The organism is Pseudomonas sp. C9-3, from assembly GCF_032392015.1.
Lineage (GTDB): Bacteria > Pseudomonadota > Gammaproteobacteria > Pseudomonadales > Pseudomonadaceae > Pseudomonas > Pseudomonas nitroreducens.
This window is the reverse complement of record NZ_CP135919.1, coordinates 5,949,044-5,963,358: the sequence shown is the minus strand read 5'-3', so window position 1 is coordinate 5,963,358 and position 14,315 is coordinate 5,949,044. Positions and strand designations below refer to the sequence as shown.

Annotated in this window: 14 protein-coding genes; 5 read left to right on the top strand and 9 right to left on the bottom strand. The window is 66.7% G+C overall.

Features of this window, described 5'->3' with window-relative positions; translation table 11 throughout:
* Position 1 precedes the first annotated feature (1 nt).
* Complete coding sequence (locus RS899_RS27285) at positions 2 to 889, bottom strand: LysR family transcriptional regulator (protein ID WP_315808510.1); 888 nt, start codon at positions 887 to 889, stop codon at positions 2 to 4.
* A gap of 254 nt (positions 890 to 1,143) precedes the next feature.
* On the opposite strand from RS899_RS27285, the gene trpB reads away from it, so the two are divergent.
* Both trpB and trpA read left to right on the top strand, forming a co-directional pair.
* Entirely contained in the window at positions 1,144 to 2,352 is a 1,209-nt protein-coding gene (gene trpB, locus RS899_RS27280; protein ID WP_054907542.1) for a tryptophan synthase subunit beta, read from the top strand.
* Positions 2,349 to 3,155, top strand: a complete 807-nt coding sequence (trpA, locus tag RS899_RS27275) for a tryptophan synthase subunit alpha (protein WP_054907543.1) — start codon at positions 2,349 to 2,351, stop codon at positions 3,153 to 3,155. Before trpB ends, trpA begins: the two co-directional genes overlap by 4 nt.
* Before the next feature lie 146 nt (positions 3,156 to 3,301).
* On the opposite strand, the gene RS899_RS27270 is transcribed toward trpA, so the two are convergent.
* A complete protein-coding gene (locus tag RS899_RS27270; RefSeq protein WP_054907544.1) occupies positions 3,302 to 4,813 on the bottom strand; it encodes a YdgA family protein in 1,512 nt (503 codons plus the stop codon).
* Between the two features lie 191 nt (positions 4,814 to 5,004).
* Between RS899_RS27270 and gloA2 the strand changes: the two genes are divergently transcribed.
* Complete coding sequence (gene gloA2, locus RS899_RS27265) at positions 5,005 to 5,391, top strand: SMU1112c/YaeR family gloxylase I-like metalloprotein (RefSeq protein WP_054907545.1); 387 nt, start codon at positions 5,005 to 5,007, stop codon at positions 5,389 to 5,391.
* 118 nt (positions 5,392 to 5,509) lie between these two features.
* On the opposite strand, the gene RS899_RS27260 is transcribed toward gloA2, so the two are convergent.
* Positions 5,510 to 6,451, bottom strand: a complete 942-nt coding sequence (locus RS899_RS27260; RefSeq protein ID WP_315808509.1) for an AraC family transcriptional regulator — start codon at positions 6,449 to 6,451, stop codon at positions 5,510 to 5,512.
* 311 nt (positions 6,452 to 6,762) lie between these two features.
* Between RS899_RS27260 and RS899_RS27255 the strand changes: the two genes are divergently transcribed.
* Positions 6,763 to 7,080: a putative quinol monooxygenase gene (locus RS899_RS27255; protein ID WP_169935286.1), complete on the top strand. Its 318-nt coding sequence runs from the start codon at positions 6,763 to 6,765 to the stop codon at positions 7,078 to 7,080.
* A 30-nt stretch (positions 7,081 to 7,110) separates the two neighbouring features.
* Here RS899_RS27255 and RS899_RS27250 read toward each other — a convergent pair whose 3' ends face one another.
* The 6 genes from RS899_RS27250 to RS899_RS27225 form a co-directional block, all read right to left on the bottom strand.
* Positions 7,111 to 9,495: a TonB-dependent receptor gene (locus RS899_RS27250; protein ID WP_315808508.1), complete on the bottom strand. Its 2,385-nt coding sequence runs from the start codon at positions 9,493 to 9,495 to the stop codon at positions 7,111 to 7,113.
* Between the two features lie 61 nt (positions 9,496 to 9,556).
* On the bottom strand, positions 9,557 to 9,823 hold the full coding sequence (locus RS899_RS27245; RefSeq protein ID WP_315808507.1) for a hypothetical protein: 267 nt from the start codon (positions 9,821 to 9,823) through the stop codon (positions 9,557 to 9,559).
* Between the two features lie 21 nt (positions 9,824 to 9,844).
* The gene (locus RS899_RS27240) at positions 9,845 to 10,786 is read right to left on the bottom strand and encodes a FecR family protein (RefSeq protein ID WP_315808506.1); all 942 of its coding nucleotides are present in this window, start codon (positions 10,784 to 10,786) and stop codon (positions 9,845 to 9,847) included.
* Positions 10,783 to 11,304, bottom strand: coding sequence for a sigma-70 family RNA polymerase sigma factor (locus RS899_RS27235; protein WP_315808505.1), 522 nt, complete (start codon positions 11,302 to 11,304; stop codon positions 10,783 to 10,785). The genes RS899_RS27240 and RS899_RS27235 overlap by 4 nt, the downstream gene beginning before the upstream one ends.
* A 103-nt stretch (positions 11,305 to 11,407) precedes the next feature.
* Complete coding sequence (locus tag RS899_RS27230; protein ID WP_054907550.1) at positions 11,408 to 11,746, bottom strand: DOPA 4,5-dioxygenase family protein; 339 nt, start codon at positions 11,744 to 11,746, stop codon at positions 11,408 to 11,410.
* Positions 11,743 to 12,639: a choline sulfate utilization transcriptional regulator gene (locus tag RS899_RS27225; protein WP_315808504.1), complete on the bottom strand. Its 897-nt coding sequence runs from the start codon at positions 12,637 to 12,639 to the stop codon at positions 11,743 to 11,745. The genes RS899_RS27230 and RS899_RS27225 overlap by 4 nt, the downstream gene beginning before the upstream one ends.
* 141 nt (positions 12,640 to 12,780) lie before the next feature.
* On the opposite strand from RS899_RS27225, the gene betC reads away from it, so the two are divergent.
* Positions 12,781 to 14,295, top strand: a complete 1,515-nt coding sequence (betC, locus tag RS899_RS27220) for a choline-sulfatase (RefSeq protein WP_315808503.1) — start codon at positions 12,781 to 12,783, stop codon at positions 14,293 to 14,295.
* The last annotated feature ends 20 nt before the right edge of the window (positions 14,296 to 14,315 follow it).

Below are 14,315 nucleotides of genomic sequence, written 5' to 3'. Positions count from 1 at the left end.
CTCAACCCAGTTCCTGGCGCAGCCAACGCGCCAGGCGCTCGGCACGCGGATCAGCGCGCCGCTCGGGCACCCACAGCGCCAGCCGCGCGGTGGTTTCGACGAAGCCCCAGGGCGCGGCAAGGCGGCCGGCGGCAAGATCGTCGGCCACCAGCTGCTGTGGCGCGATGGCCACGCCCAGCCCGGCCACCGCGGCTTCCAGCAGGTAGTAGAGGTGCTCGAAACCCTGCCCCAGCTTCAGCCGCGCTGGCTCCAGGCCGTGGCGCGCGGCCCACTCCGGCCAGGCCTGCGGGCGCGAGACGGTGTGCAGCAGAGACTCGCCCAGCAACGCCTCGGCAGGTGCCGCACGAAGCTGTTCGAAGCGAGCCGAACGCGGGCTGAGCACCGGGCCGATGCTTTCCACCGCCAGTTCCAGCACGCGCATGTCTGCCGGCCACGGCGGCGCGGCGAAGCACAGGGTGGCGTCGAGGCCGCCACGGCGCGGATCGAGGTCGCCATCGCTGGCCGAGAGCTGCAGGCGCAGGTCCGGCAGGTCACGGTTCAGGCGATCCAGGCGCGGGATGAACCAGCGGGCGAGCAAACTGCCGGGGCAGCCGAGAACGAACGGCGCGTCACCGCCAGCCCGCCTGCGTAGCTCGGCGCAAACGCTGCGCAGGCGCTCGAACGAATCGCTGGCCACTTCACTCAGGCGCACGCCGGCATCGGTGAGTTTTACGCCGCGCCCCTCCTTGACGAACAGCGCAACGCCCAGTTCTTCCTCCAGCAGGCGGATCTGCCGGCTGATCGCCCCATGGGTGACACTCAGCTCATCCGCCGCTGCGCTCACACCGCGCAGGCGGGCGGCGGCTTCGAAGGCGCGCAGCGCGTTGAGGGGCGGAAGGTCACGGCTCATGGCATTCAACCTGTGATTTTTTCTGACATGTCATGGCGATCTTATCGCTTTTCCCTGTCACCACACAGCCGTATCCTGAGCACCACTTGTAGAGGCAGCCCAGCCTGCCGCACGGATCGAACCGTAGGGCGCATAACCTGGAACAGGTTATCCGTCGGTCCCGTGTGGCGGATAACGCTGGCGCGTTATGCGCCCTACGTCATCCCCCGCGGCGGATGCCTCGGCGCCCGCAACGAATCCAAAGGAGCCTTCCCATGTCCACACTGCGCACCGGTCCAGACGCCAAGGGCCTGTTCGGCAGCTTCGGCGGCCAGTACGTCGCCGAGACCCTGATGCCGCTGATCCACGACCTGGCCCGCGAGTACGAGAAGGCCAAGGACGATCCGGAATTCCTCAAGGAACTGGCCTACTTCCAGCGCGACTACGTCGGCCGTCCGAGCCCGCTGTACTTCGCCGAGCGCCTGACCGAGCACTGTGGCGGCGCGAAGATCTACCTCAAGCGCGAAGAGCTGAACCACACCGGCGCGCACAAGATCAACAACTGCATCGGCCAGATCCTGCTGGCCAAGCGCATGGGCAAGCAGCGCATCATCGCCGAGACCGGCGCCGGCATGCACGGCGTGGCCACCGCCACCGTAGCCGCGCGCTTCGGCCTGCAATGCGTGATCTACATGGGCACCACCGACATCGATCGCCAGCAGGCCAACGTGTTCCGCATGAAGCTGCTGGGCGCCGAGGTGATCCCGGTCACCGCCGGCACCGGCACCCTGAAGGACGCGATGAACGAAGCGCTGCGCGACTGGGTGACCAACGTCGACAGCACCTTCTACCTGATCGGCACCGTAGCGGGCCCGCACCCGTACCCGGCGATGGTCCGCGACTTCCAGGCGGTAATCGGCAAGGAAACCCGCGAGCAACTGGCCGAGAAGGAAGGGCGCCTGCCCGATTCGCTGGTCGCCTGCATCGGCGGCGGCTCCAACGCCATGGGCCTGTTCCACCCGTTCCTCGATGACACCAGCGTCAAGATCATTGGCGTCGAAGCAGCCGGCCACGGCATCGAGACCGGCAAGCACGCGGCCAGCCTGAACGGCGGCGTACCGGGCGTGCTGCACGGCAACCGGACCTTCCTGCTGCAGGACGAGGACGGCCAGATCATCGACGCGCACTCCATTTCCGCCGGCCTGGACTACCCCGGCATCGGCCCGGAACACGCGTGGCTGCATGACATCGGCCGCGTCGAGTACACCTCAATCACCGATCACGAAGCCCTCGACGCGTTCCACCAGTGCTGCCGCCTGGAAGGCATCATCCCGGCGCTGGAGTCCTCCCACGCCCTGGCCGAAGTCTTCAAGCGCGCGCCGAACCTGCCCAAGGACCACATCATGGTGGTGAACCTGTCCGGTCGTGGCGACAAGGACATGCAGACCGTCATGCACCACATGCAACAGGAGCCGCAAGCATGAGCCGCCTGCAGACCCGCTTCGCCGAACTGAAACAGCAGAACCGCGCTGCCCTGGTGACCTTCATCACCGCCGGCGACCCGGGCTACTCGACCTCGCTGGACATCCTCAAGGGCCTGCCCGAAGCCGGTGCCGACGTGATCGAACTGGGCATGCCGTTCACCGATCCGATGGCCGACGGCCCGGCGATCCAGCTGGCGAACATCCGCGCCCTGGGCAACGGCCAGAATCTGGCCAAGACCCTGAAGATGGTCCGCGAATTCCGCGCCGGCAACGACACCACCCCGCTGGTGCTGATGGGTTACTTCAACCCGATCCACTACTACGGCGTGGACAAGTTCATCGCCGACGCGAAGGAAGCCGGCGTCGACGGCCTGATCGTCGTGGACCTGCCGCCGGAGCACAACGAAGACCTCTGCCACCCGGCCCAGGCCGCGGGCATCGACTTCATCCGCCTGACCACTCCGACCACCGACGACAAGCGCCTGCCCACCGTGCTCGAGGGCAGCTCCGGCTTCGTCTATTACGTCTCGGTGGCCGGCGTGACCGGCGCCGGCGCGGCGACCCTGGAACATGTCGAGGAAGCCGTGGCGCGCCTGCGCCGCCACACCGACCTGCCGGTATCGATCGGCTTCGGCATTCGCACCGCCGAACACGCGGCGAGCATCGCCCGCCTGGCCGATGGCGTGGTGGTGGGTTCGGCGCTGATCGACAAGATCGCCGAGGCCACCAGCTCCGCCGATGCGGTGCAGGGCGTACTCGGCCTGTGCCGTCAGCTGGCCGAAGGTGTGCGCAACGCTCGCTGAAGACTGCTCTTTTGTAGGAGTGAGCTTGCTCGCGAACAGTTATTGCCGGCAGCTCCGATGCTGGGAAGGTTCGCGAGCAAGCTCGCTCCTACAGGAAGCATGAAAAAGCCCGGCGAATGCCGGGCTTTTTTTGTTTCAGGCGCGGCTTACTCCACGCTTTCTTCCTGCGGCTCTTCCTCGGCACCGGCAGCAGCGCCACCGCCCAGGCCAAGACCCTGCGCGGAGCCCATGGCGAAGGCCATGAATTCCGGCACGCTCATGTCCTTGCCGTTGAACTTCACCTGGTCGTTGGCGTAGGCCAGCGAGCTGGACAGGGCGTTGCCATCGAGCACGGCCCACTGCGAGTTCAGGGCCATGCCGCTGAACAGGTCGGTCATGGCGTCGGATTGCTGCTTGAGCGCCACCGGGTCGACGCTGCCGGCAGCCTCGCCACCGAGCGAGCCCTGCAGCGCGACGATGTCGCCGATCACCGCCTTGTCCACCTTCAGGTCAGCCTTGAGCGCGGCGAGGATGCTGCGCGCCATCTCGTCCGGCGTAGCGGCCGCAGCGTTGGGCTTGCGCAGGTCGACCGACAGCGAAGCCTTGGCTACGCCGTGGCTGGTCTGCAGGGACAGCTCGTCCAGCGACAGCACCGGCGAGCCTTCCAGCAGGGCCAGGCCCAGACGCTTGAGTTCCTCTTCCTGCGCCGGGGTCAGCTCGGTGCTTTCCAGGCTGTCCAGGGCCATCTTGTTGTAGGACTCCTTGAAGGTCTTGAGCACGCCCTCGTCAAGGTTGCGCAGGCTCAGGTCCAGCTTCACGCCGCCGATTTCCTGGCCCTGCACCACAACCTTGCCGACGCGGTAGGAAACGCTCTGGTCGAGGCCCTTGCCGCCCTGCTTGAGGGTCTCTTCGACCACGGCGTCGCGCAACTCGACTTCCGGCGCGCCCGGCGACTTGATGTTCAGGCTCTTGATGGTGGCGGAGCTGGGGCCGAGGGCAAAGCCGTTGGCGTTTTCCTTCTTGTCACCCTGCATGCCCAGGTCGCGCAGCTGTACGCGCGCCGGCTGGCCGGTGTTCTCGTCGGTGAAGTCCAGGTCGACCTCGGCGAGGTTGCCCACGGCGCTGACGTCCTTCTTGTCGCCGGAGACGTTGAAGGTGATCTTGGCCGGGGACAGGCGCAGCTTGTCGCTGTCCTTGGCGAATTCCAGGGCCGCGGTCTCGACGGCGCCTTCCTGCTTCTGGTCGTAATGGATGGTCAGCTCGCCGAACAGCGGAGCCTTGCCGCCAGCGGCGGTGAACAGCGGAGCGGTGAGTTCGTTCTGCTCCAGGGCGAAATGGCTCTGCGCCATGACCGGCGCGAGCTTGCCTGCTGCCAGGCGCGAGGCCGGGAAGGGGCCGTGTTCGAGGCGATCGGTGAACACCAGGATCTGCGGCTCTTCGCCTTCCTTGCCGGTGAAGGAGAGGTTGTAGCGCGCGGTGCTGGAGAACAGCCCGCGCTGGATGTCCACCAGGGTCAGGTGTGCGCCCAGGCCGGGAGCTTCCTGCTGGAACAGTTCGTTGGCTTCGGTGATGCCGCGGTTCACTTCCTGCTCGACACGGCTGCCGGTGTACCAGGCGCCGGCAACGGCAGCGCCGACGATGGCAACGGGGATGGCGATGGCCAGGGCGGTCTTCTTCATGCTGATTCCTTTCAAGTGCGGCCGTACGGGGGACGTCCTGTCGACCGTGATTGTGGGGGTGGCGGCGGGATGCTAGCAGGCGCACTGCCATCACTCCAGCGCCGTTGGCGACCGACTTCACAGCGCCAGCATTGACCCGCAGGGGACGGCTGTCAGGATAGAACGCTCAGACCGTCCGGGAAGCCCACGCCATGACCCTGCTGCACAGCCTCCACCACGTCGCCCTGATCTGCTCGGACTACCCGCGCTCCAAGCACTTCTACACCCAGGTGCTGGGGCTGAAGGTGGCCGCCGAAACCTACCGCACGGCGCGTGACTCCTGGAAGCTCGACCTGGAGCTGGGCGATGCGCGGCTGGAGCTGTTCTCCTTCCCCGGGGCACCAGCGCGACCGTCCTACCCCGAGGCGCAGGGACTGCGCCACCTGGCGTTCGCCGTGGATGACCTGGAGAGCGCCGTGGCCCACCTGCAGAGCCACGGCGTGGCCTGCGAGCCGATCCGCGAGGACGAGCTGACCGGCAAGCGCTTCACCTTCTTCGCCGATCCGGATGACTTGCCGTTGGAGCTTTACGAGCGCTGATTGCCTGGCCCGGCGCCTTCCGGACAGCCAGCCCCTGTAGGAGCGAGCTTGCTCGCGAACCCGCCCAGCATCGGAGCTGCCGGCGAAATTGTTCGCGAGCCAGCTCGCTCCTACCAATTCAGGCCGGCACGGCCTCGCTGTCCAACGCCCCGCGCAGGCTCGCCAGGTCGCGCAGCGGCGGCGCGCCGAACAGGCGGCTGTATTCGCGGCTGAACTGCGACGGGCTCTCGTAGCCGACGCGATGCCCGGCCACTGCCACTTCCAGCCCTTCGGAGAGCAGCAGCCGCCGCGCTTCCTGCAGGCGCAGCTGCTTCTGGTACTGCAACGGGCTCAGCGCAGTCACTTCCTTGAAGCGGTGGTGCAAGGTGGACACGCTGAGGTTCACCTCGCGGGCCAGGTCCTCGATGCGCAGGGACTTGTCGTAGTTGCGGTTGAGCCACTCGATGGCGCGGGTGACGCGGTGGGTCTGGCTGTCGGTCATCGCCAGGTCGTGCAGCAGGTGGCCCTGCGGGCCGCGCAGCAGGCGGTAGAGGATTTCGCGGACGAACAGCGGCGCGAGCATCTCGATGTCGCGCGGGGTATCCAGCAGGCGCATCAGGCGCAGCAGCGCGTCGAGCACGGTGCAGTCCAGGCGTTGCAGGTAGATGCCCCGGCTGGCCGGGCGCGGCGCACTGCCGGCGAGGCCGGCCTCGGCGATCAACCGGGTCAGCTCGCCGGGGTCGATGTCCAGGCGGGTCGACAGGTAGGGCTTCTCCGGCGAGGCCTCGATCACCTGGCCGGAAACTGGCAGCGTCACCGACACCACCAGCAGGTTGAGTTCGTCGTAGCGATACACCTCGCTGCCCAGGCGCACTTCCTTGCAGCCCTGGGCAATCACGCACAGGGCGGGGCGATAGAGGGTCGGCATGCGGCCCTCGTGGGGGCAGTCGCTGCGACCGACCAGCAGGGAATCGATGGCGGTCTCGAAGACGCCTTCACCCTGGCAGTGGCGCTGGATGATGTCGGCCAGCTCCTGGCGGCCGGCGGCAATGGGATCGTAGGCGGGAACGGACTGGGACATGCACAGGACCTCCAGTGGCGGCGCTCGAAGCTTACGCCCGCGACGCGTGCGCGAGTGTGACAGTAAGGCAGCCGCTGGAGGATCAGGCAAGCAATCGGCAGGAATGGACAAGCCGCAGCGCCATTCACGCGCGCACCGCGGCGGTGCATGGCCTGGAAACGACCTGTTACACAGGTCGGCGAACCTGCCGCAGGATCAGGCAAGAAGCCGACAGCATCCGGATAACGCCCGGGGCTGGCGGGGCCGTACTCTTGCTGTCAGTCGTCCGAGGAGCCACCTCGGACTTCTTCCTGTAACGCGGAGGACAGGACATGCACTGGCAAACCCCCATCGAACACGAATTGCAGATCCACCCCCGGGCGGGGCACGAGGCGGAACTCGGCGCCCTGATCGACAACCTGGTCGACGGCGCCCGCCGCGCGCCGGGGTGCCTGCGCTGCCAGTTGGTCGCCCGTGAGAACGGCCAGCCGTGGCTGCTGCAAGGCAGCTGGAAAGACGAAGACGCCCTGCTGGACTACTTCGCCACGCCCTCATTGCAGCTGCTCGGCGAGGTGCTCTTGTGCCACTGCCGAAGTCTCAGCGGCGGCATAGTGGAAACACTCGATCAGGCCACCGGAAAGGTGGCCTGAGTCTTTTTAGGTAGAGAGCTTTCAGGCCCTTCAGTACTCCAGGCTCCACCCCAGGGTGAACGTGCGGCCACGGCCCTGGTAGTCATAGAGATAGGCCGGCCCGTAGGTCGGCGAATAGAACAGCGCGGCGCGCTGGCCCCAGACGGTGCTGTACTGCTTGTCCAGCAGGTTCTGGATACCGGCGCTGAAGGTGCCGAAGCCGGTCTTCTGCTCGCCCATCAGGTCGAAGGTGGTGTAGCCGTCGATCTCGTGGTCCGCATCGTCCTTCAGGTTGAACGCGTGCTGGGCCTGCAGGCGGGCACTGCGCTCACCATCGCCCCAGCCGACGAACGCGGTGGACTTGGACAGCGACGCGTAGCGCGCATCGCGCTTGATCCAGTCACCATCGGCATCCTCTTCTTCCGAACGCACCAGGTGCAGCGTGGTGCCGCCCTGCCAGCCGTTGTCGAAGTAACGGGTGACCGCGCCCTCGAAGCCGAAGTCGCGGCTCTTCTGGTCTTCCACGTCGATGGTCAGGGTCGCCGCGTCGGTGGTGATGATCTTGTCCGACCAGATGTAGTAGACCGCCGCCTGGGCCTGCCACTGCATGTCGCTGTAGCGCCAGCCGGTCTCGACCTGGCGGCTCTTGATGCCAGCCAGCGGGTTGTCGTCCACCGACAGGCCAGCCTTGCCGTAGTACTTGGCCGGGTCGGGCAGGTCGAAGCCTTCGCTGTAGTTGGTCCAGACCTGATGGCCGTTCTTGAAGTCGTAGATCGCGCCGAGGTTGAACAGGTTGACCTGATAGTCGTTGCTACCGCCGGGCACGCCTTTGAAGTCGTCCACCTCGACGTCCATCTTCTGGTGGCGCGCGCCGCCGGAGAGGGTCAGGTTGTCGGTGGCCTTCCAGTCCAGCTGGCCGTAGAAGGACAGGCCATCGACGATGTAGCTCGGGTAGCGCGGCGCGCTGCTGGCGGTTTCCAGGTCCAGGCCGCCGCTCTCGGAGGACAGTCGCTGGTCGAAGACCTTCTGCTCGGCGTTGAAGCGCTCGTGGTCGAGGTCCACGCCGTAGGTGAACTTCAACGCATCCCACTGCTTGCTGAACAGGCCCTTCAGGCCGCTGACCTCGAAGTTCTGCTGCGAGCCGGCGAAATACACACCCTTGGAGCCGGTCGGCTTGCCGGTGTTGTAGTAGGGGAACGGATAGAAGTTGTCGTCTTCCTTGCGGTAGTACGCCTGCAGGTAGAAGTCCTGCTCCAGCAGGTTGCTGTGGTGGTAGTTGGCGTTGAGCAGCACGCGGCGCGAGCGCGGCTCCAGGTCGGTGTCCAGGCCGCTGCGGATTTCCGCATCTTCCAGGTTCGACGGGCCCTGGTACTTCAGGTTGGGAAAGTAGATGCCGGTGCTGCCGTCGTTGCCCGAATCGTAGTACTGCGCCAGCAGGTCGAGGCTCTGCTCGTCGGTGAACTGCGTGGTCAGGTTGCCCATCACGTCGACGGTGCGGTTGTACTGCAGGTCGGTCTGGGTGTTGTCGATGAAGATCTGGTTGCCGCCGCCGTCGTAGAAGGCCTCGTTCTTCTCCGCTGAAATCCCCAGGCGGCCGGCCACGCGGTCATTGCCGCCGCTGACGGACTGCGCGGCGCGAGTGGACAGGTCATCGCTGTTGTTGAAGCCGCTGGTGGCGCCCAGCTGGGTTTCGAAGCGCGCATCACCGGCCGCGCCCTTCTTGGTGATGATGTTGATGATGCCACCGGTGGCGCCGCCGCCGTAGATCGCGCTGGCGCCGGAGAGCACCTCGATGCGCTCGACGTTGAACGGCGAGATGCTGTCGAACTGGCGCGACAGGCCGCGCGAGCTGTTCTGGCTGACGCCGTCGATCATCACCAGCACGTTGCGCCCGCGCATGTTCTGGCCGTAGTTGGTGCGGCCCTCGGGCGCCAGGTCAAGACCGGGAACCAGCTTTCCCACGGCCTCCTTCAGGCTGACGCCGGTATCGAGCTGTTCACGCAGCTGGGTCTGGTCGACCACCCAGACGGTGCCGGGGATCGAGCTGATATCGGTGGGCGTGCGCGCCGCCACGCTGATCTGCATCGGCGCCAGGCTCAGGGCGGCGGAATCGTCCTTCTCGCGCTTGAGCAGCACAGTGCGCTCGTCGGTGAAGCGCCAGCTCACGCCGCTGCCGGAAAGCAGTTGGTTGAGCGCTTCCTCGGTGGTGTAGGTACCGTCCAGCCCTTCGCTCTGCAGGCCCTGGATGTCCTCGGAGTTGAACAGCAGGTGCAGCCCGGCCTGGTCGGCGAACTGGGTCAGCGCGCTGTCCAGGCTGCGCGGGGCGATATGCAGCTCGACGGCGGCAGCGTTCGCGGCATGGACGACGGGCGCGGCGGCGCCGAGCAGGGAAGCGAGCAGGATCGCGCGGTGCAGCGGAGAAGGACGGTAATGCATGCGGGTGAAATCCGTTCTTGTGTGGGCAGGGTCGCGTATTGAGAATTTTTCGCGTTCCTGCCTACGACGAAACGGTCATGCAAACCTTGCAGTGCTGAATGAAAAATATTTTCATTTTCTTGCGCAAAGCATCGAAACCCACGTGGACTCTCGTAGGGCGGATGAAGCGGAACGATTCATCCGCCGGTACGGTGAGGACGGCGGATAACGCCTGGGCGTTATTCGCCCTACGGCTCTGCCCGGCATAGGGCAAGGCGTCCTTTGCAGGAGCGAGCTTGCTCGCGAACGAATTTCCCGGCAGCTCCGAGATTGGGCGGTTCGCGAGCAAGCTCGCTCCTACAAAAAACGGTCAGGCGTTCGGGGCGGGGCGAATCAGTACCAGCCACGGCAGATGGGTGACCTTCACCGGCTGCAAGCGCTCCAGGGTCTTGAGCAGCGCATCCGGGTCCTTGAGATCGAACACACCGCTGACCTTGTGCTGGCGCAGCGCGCTGTCGGTCAGCACGATGCGGCCGGGCACGTAGCGCTCCAGCTCGTCGAGCACCTCGCCCAGCGGGCGCTGGTTGAAGATCAGCTTGCCGCGCTGCCAGGCACTGGCGCTGGACAGGTCCAGCGGCTGCGCCGGCTCGGGCGCGGTGCGCTCGCGGTAGCTCAGGCGCTCGCCGGCGGACAGCCGCACCGGCGCGCTGCCGGCGCTGTTCACCTGCACCACGCCTTCGGTCACGTCGACGCGCACCTGCGGCCCGCGGCTGTCCACGTCGAAGCGCGTACCCACGGCGCGCACCTCGCCGCCCCTGGCCTCGACGATGAAGGGCCGCGCGGCATCCTTCGCCACCTCGAACAAGGCTTCGCCGGTGTGCAGGCGCAGGCGCCGCTGCTGCGGGCTGAAGTCGACGGACAAGGCGCTGTCGCTGTTCAGCCACACGCGGCTGCCATCAGCCAGCTGCAGCATCCGCCGCTCACCCGTGCGGGTCGCGTAGTCGGAATACAGCCCGGCCAGCGGCTCGGGCAGTGCGATGGTGACGGCGACTGCCGCGACACAGGCGGCAGCGGCCAGCGCCAGCCAGCGACGCGGGCGCCGGGCGCGGCGGCGGTAATCCTCGGCGTGGCGGGTTTCCGGCAAGGCCCCCCACAGCGCCTCGGCCTCGCGGGCGGCACGCTCGTGTTCCGGGCTCTGCCCGCGCCAGCGCAGGAACTCCATGCGTTCTCCAGCACCGGCACTGCCCGAATGCAGCTGCACCAGGCGCTCGATGGCTTCATCGCCCAGCAGGTTCTGTTCGACGCGGCTCATGGCGCGTCTCCCTGGCGCTGCGCCCAGTCGCGGCAATGGCGCATGGCCTGGACGATGTACTTGCCCACCATGCTCTCGGAAACGCCCAGGCGCTGGGCGATCTGCGTGTGGGTGAGGCCGTCGAGGCGGTTCATCAGCAACGCCTGGCGGGCATTGGCGGGCAATTGGTCGAGGGCGGCGTCTAGGTGCTCCAGCGCCTCATGGGCGAGCAGGCGGTGCTCCAGCCCGGACGCGGGATCGCTGAGGTCATCCGCGGCGGCTTCATCGACATGCAACTCGGCCAGCCGGCCCTCGCGGCGCAGGTTGTCGATGGCGATGTTGCCGGCGACGCGGAACAGGTAGGCGCGCGGGTCCTGGACTTCGGCTTCGGCAGGGTGGTCGGCCAGGCGCAACCAGGTGTCCTGGGCCACGTCTGCCGCGCGCTGGTTATCGCCCAACCGCCGCGCAAGGAAGCGCATCAGGTCCGCGTAATGCGCCTGGAAGCTCTGCAGCAGGGAGGAGGAGGCGAAGCGCCGCATGATGGCCGAAATACCCCGAAAAACCGGCCAACGTCTGTCAGACCGATGCGAAGGGACGGCAGCATACACCGAATCGAGAATTATTATCGAATGCAAAAACGTGTCAGCTCGTGAACTGCGAGAGGTCCAGCGGGCGCACTTCGCCCATCCACAGGCCGTGGTCGCGGTGGTCGCGCAGGTCATCGCCGGTGTTGGGATGGATGAAGATCACCAGTCCATCGCGATTCAGCGCCAGCCACGGCACCAGGGTGGCGAAGGTGGCGTTGTCGAAGGCCAGCTGGCAGCTCCAGTCCGGATGCGGCCCCACCGGGCGCTCGTGCACCCGGCCCATCTTCGCGCCGAAGCGCCGCGCCGCCTCTTCGCACAGGGCGCGGGCGCGCGCGAGGCTGCTCGCGTCGAAATAGACGTGGGCGTGGAAATCCTTGATCGGGGTGTCGTTCATCGGTCCTGCTCCAGTTCCGCCTGCAGCCAGTCGACGAAGCGCTGCACCAGGCGCATGCGCCGTTTGCGTTCGGGCAGCACGGCGTAATAGCCGAATCGCGATTGCAGCGACCCGGCGATGGGCCGGCACAGTAACCCCTGTTCCAGCAGTTCGTCGACCAGGTGCCGCCAGCCGATGGCCACGCCCTGCCCGGCGATGGCCGCCTGGATCAGCAGGGTGTAGTTGTCGAAGCGCAACCCGGCCGGGCCCGGCGCCGAGTCGATGGCCAGTTCGCGATAGACACCGGTCCAGTCGAACCACCGACTGGAGGCTTCGGGTTTCAGGTGCAGCGTCGGCAAGGCCGTGAGCGCCTGGGGCGACAGCGGCAGTTCGCGGCCTGCCACCAGGCGCGGGCTGCACACCGGGAACACTTCCTCGCTGAACAGCCGCAGCGCTTCGCCATGCTTGAAGCGCCCGTCACCGAAGGCAATGGCGACATCGATATCGCTGCGCAGGGAAATCGGGCTGCGATCACTGCTGATCAGGCCGACATCCAGCTCCGGGTGTGCCTGGCGGAAGCGCGGCAGGCGCGGCATCAGCCAGTAGGCGGCGAAGGCGAAGTCCGTGGCGACCTGCAGCACTTCGTGGGGATGCTTCGCAGTGACCGCCGCAACACCGGCGTCGATGCTTTCCAGGCCGGCCTGAACATGCTGTTGCAGGACCTGCCCGCTTTCGGTGAGCGCGATGCCGCGGTGGATGCGGTCGAACAGGCGCACTGCCAGCAGCTTCTCCAGGCGCTTGATCTGCTGGCTGACCGCCGGCTGGGTGGTGCCCAGCTCGCCGGCGGCGGCGGTGAAGCTCAGCAGACGGGCCGCGGACTCGAACACACGCAGCAGCTCAAGGGGCACGCTCATGCCCGGCTCTCACATAAGCACGTGTTATCCGAAGCATGTCGCACCATGCGGTTTACCCCCGGTTCAGCTGGAAACAGACTCGATGCAGCTCTGCAAAAGCACAGCATCCCATAACAGCGCCAACAGGATAAGCCCACCGCCATGAAGCGCCAGCGCCCGAACATCCTCTTCATCATGGCCGACCAGATGGCCGCGCCGCTCCTGCCCTTCTACGACGCCCAGTCGCCGATCAAGCTACCCAACCTCTCGCGCCTCGCCGGCGAAGGCGTGGTGTTCGACTCGGCCTACTGCAACAGCCCGCTCTGCGCGCCGTCGCGCTTCACCCTGGTCAGCGGCCAGCTGCCGACGAAGATCGGTGCCTGGGACAACGCCGCCGACTTCGCTGCCGACATCCCCACCTACGCGCACTACCTGCGCCGCCTGGGCTACCGCACCGCGCTGTCGGGCAAGATGCACTTCTGCGGCCCGGATCAGCTGCACGGCTACGAGGAACGCCTGACCAGCGACATCTACCCGGCCGACTACGGCTGGGCGGTGAACTGGGACGAGCCGGACGTGCGCCCAAGCTGGTACCACAACATGTCCTCGGTGCTGCAGGCCGGCCCGTGCGTGCGCACCAACCAGCTCGACTTCGACGAAGAGGTGGTGTTCAAGGCGCGCCAGTACCTCTACGACCACGTGCGCGAACACTCCGAGCAGCCGTTCTGCCTGACCGTGTCCATGACCCATCCGCACGACCCCTACACCATCCCGCACGAGTATTGGGACCTGTACCGCGACGAGGACATCCCGCTGCCTGCCGTGCAGATCGCCCAGGGCGAGCAGGACCCGCACTCCCAGCGGCTGCTGAAGGTGATCGACCTGTGGGGCCAGGAAATGCCCGAAGAGAAAGTCCGCGCCGCGCGACGTGCCTACTTCGGCGCGTGCAGCTATGTCGACGCTCAGATCGGCGCGCTGTTGCGCACCCTGGAGGATTGCGGCCTGGGCGATGACACCCTGATCGTCTTCTCCGGCGACCACGGCGACATGCTTGGCGAGCGCGGCCTCTGGTACAAGATGCACTGGTTCGAGATGGCCGCCCGCGTGCCGCTGCTGGTGCACGCGCCCAGGCGCTTCGCCCCGCGCCGGGTCAGCCAGTCGGTGTCCACCGTCGACCTGCTGCCAACCCTCGTCGAACTGGCCGGCGGACAGGTCGAACCCGGCATCAACCTCGATGGCCGCTCGCTGCTGCCGCACTTGCAGGGCACCGGCGGCCACGACGAAGTGATCGGCGAATACACCGCCGAAGGCACCGTCAGCCCGCTGATGATGATCCGCCGCGGCGACTTCAAGTTCGTCTATTCCGAGCAGGACCCGTGCCTGCTGTTCGACCTGAAGAACGACCCGCGCGAGCTGGAAAACCTCGTCGATTCGCCCGCCCACGTCAACCTGGTGCGTGACCTGCTGGGTGAAGCCCGCGCGCGCTGGGATGTCCCGGCCATCACCCGGCAAGTGCTGGCCAGCCAGCGTCGTCGTCGCCTGGTGGCCGATGCGCTGACCCACGGCTCGCTCAAGAGCTGGGACCACCAGCCCATGGTCGACGCCAGCCAGCAGTACATGCGCAACCACATCGACCTTGACGATCTGGAGCGCCGCGCCCGCTATCCGCAACCGTGACAACAAGCACAACAAGCCGA

Bases quoted from the DNA above. Each gene is read 5' to 3' on its own strand.
- RS899_RS27230 (WP_054907550.1), bottom strand. From the start codon at position 11,746: ATGAACGACACCCCGATCAAGGATTTCCACGCCCACGTCTATTTCGAC.
- RS899_RS27250 (WP_315808508.1), bottom strand. From the start codon at position 9,495: ATGCATTACCGTCCTTCTCCGCTGCACCGCGCGATCCTGCTCGCTTCC.
- trpA (WP_054907543.1), top strand. From the start codon at position 2,349: ATGAGCCGCCTGCAGACCCGCTTCGCCGAACTGAAACAGCAGAACCGC.
- RS899_RS27225 (WP_315808504.1), bottom strand. From the start codon at position 12,639: ATGAGCGTGCCCCTTGAGCTGCTGCGTGTGTTCGAGTCCGCGGCCCGT.
- RS899_RS27260 (WP_315808509.1), bottom strand. From the start codon at position 6,451: ATGTCCCAGTCCGTTCCCGCCTACGATCCCATTGCCGCCGGCCGCCAG.
- RS899_RS27285 (WP_315808510.1), bottom strand. From the start codon at position 889: ATGAGCCGTGACCTTCCGCCCCTCAACGCGCTGCGCGCCTTCGAAGCC.
- betC (WP_315808503.1), top strand. From the start codon at position 12,781: ATGAAGCGCCAGCGCCCGAACATCCTCTTCATCATGGCCGACCAGATG.
- RS899_RS27255 (WP_169935286.1), top strand. From the start codon at position 6,763: ATGCACTGGCAAACCCCCATCGAACACGAATTGCAGATCCACCCCCGG.
- gloA2 (WP_054907545.1), top strand. From the start codon at position 5,005: ATGACCCTGCTGCACAGCCTCCACCACGTCGCCCTGATCTGCTCGGAC.
- RS899_RS27270 (WP_054907544.1), bottom strand. From the start codon at position 4,813: ATGAAGAAGACCGCCCTGGCCATCGCCATCCCCGTTGCCATCGTCGGC.
- RS899_RS27235 (WP_315808505.1), bottom strand. From the start codon at position 11,304: ATGCGGCGCTTCGCCTCCTCCTCCCTGCTGCAGAGCTTCCAGGCGCAT.
- trpB (WP_054907542.1), top strand. From the start codon at position 1,144: ATGTCCACACTGCGCACCGGTCCAGACGCCAAGGGCCTGTTCGGCAGC.
- RS899_RS27240 (WP_315808506.1), bottom strand. From the start codon at position 10,786: ATGAGCCGCGTCGAACAGAACCTGCTGGGCGATGAAGCCATCGAGCGC.